The sequence below is a fragment of the Mesorhizobium sp. P3_A9 genome, from assembly GCF_056402975.1.
This window is the reverse complement of record NZ_JBFUGJ010000644.1, coordinates 1-1,639: the sequence shown is the minus strand read 5'-3', so window position 1 is coordinate 1,639 and position 1,639 is coordinate 1. Positions and strand designations below refer to the sequence as shown.

Sequence of the window (1,639 nt, the reverse complement as noted above, 5' to 3'; positions counted from 1 at the left end):
GTGGCTGGTCAGTCCGACATCGCCGATAAGACTTACACCTCCGTCGGGCGGCAGTTGGTCCAGAAGGACGCGGAGACGGTCTAGACCATCCTCGACCCTAAATTCCGCCCAAGTTTGCGCTTCGCCGGGGACAATAATTGTCGCAGAGCTGGACGTCGCCCCCCGGTGCAACTGTACCACCCATACGCGCTCACCGTCGTGCACCCATTCGAACTTCACCGGCCCGAGCTTGTCACGCAGCAAGTTGTAGATTGATCGAACGTCGTCGGTGACTTTGGTGGGCAGCACCTCAGGTAGATCGATGCCGAGCATGAGCCGGTCGCCCTCGCCGGACCTCCCTTCGATTATGAGTTTGCTTTCAGCATCTACGATTGCCGCTCCAGAATGGCCGGCGGGAACGGCGTCCTGCCGCAACACAGAGGCGATAATCTTTCCCTCAGGGTCTTCGCCTGCAAGCAGCGCGAAAGGATCCGTCCAACCCTTGACGGTTGTGTAGAGACCGGGGTGTGGCTCTATGGGACAAGTCCGCGTCCATACTTCAGCGGACCCTGTCGGTGTGCCGAAGACGAACGGCGCGACCCGCCGGTTAATTACCACGGTGCGCGGGACCGGCATTCCCAATGTCTGCGCCATGAGCAGGCCGAACGTCTTGTCGCCCAGAAAACGGCTGAAGTGATTGGGCCAACGTTGTGCCGCAGTGGTGGCGTTGGGAACGTTAGTCTCGTGTTCCCAGAGCAGGGTATGAGCCCGCTGCCATCCCCTTTTGATCGGATGGATGCTGAATTCCGTCCGTTCACCCAGAGCGGCGCGGAGTTGGGGCTTGAAACCATAGACCGTCGTGAGGATGTCCATCGCTTGGCCGAATGGCAGCGAGGCTACACCCGGCTTTTCTACACATCTCGGCGTGTCATCCGGCGCGAACTCAACAGTGTCACCCTGCAAGACGCCCGATACACCCCCGTCATGAACGTCGATGGTTTCATTGACGATTAGGTGGAGCCCGTCGGCGGCGAGCCGGTTTGCGTGAGCCAGCACGTCGTCGAGCAATTCCAGCCCATAAACGAACTCACGGCTGCGGGGGTCGTGCGGGCGGTAGCTGCGCACATTCACCTTGCCTTCGCCACTTCGCGCTATCAATTCGGCTATCGCCTCGTTGGTCGTCGCGAAGTGATGGTTCGGCGAGTGGCCAGCGATTCGGCTGTAGGACTGCTTGAGCATTCCTGCGTCTGGGCGAAGAGCGACGAACTGCGCCACGTTGCCGACAGCTGCCAGCCCGTCGAGCACTTCGTCCTTCTGTAGCAGCATACGACTCTATTCCTTTTCTTGCTCGGTCCGATGCCCGTGGCAATGCCGTGCAGCGCGAGCTGACATACCTGCAGAGAGCTTGTTTATCTACCCAGAACGAGGCGAAGTTTGCTTCCCAATTTTGGCCACCTGTAAGCGCATTGTCGCCTCGCGGCCAGACCCTACAGCGCGGCAATTGCGCCGGATCGGGGCTAGCTGAAAGCTCGATCCCACGCGACCAATTTGCGCCATCCTGTTTGGCAGGCATTGCCAAACAATGTGATGTGAATGTCTACTCCCGACTCTTGCGGGGAAGGGACAGCCGATGCCAACAGCTTATCACATGGTTCACTAC

The 1,639-nt window shown here is 59.4% G+C and carries 1 protein-coding gene; it reads right to left on the bottom strand.

Going from position 1 to position 1,639, the window contains the following annotated elements; genetic code table 11:
* Positions 1-1,305, bottom strand: a 1,305-nt coding sequence (locus tag AC1DX0_RS35605; protein ID WP_477359142.1) for a hypothetical protein, incomplete at its 3' end; no start/stop codon positions are given.
* Between the last annotated feature and the right edge of the window lie 334 nt (positions 1,306-1,639).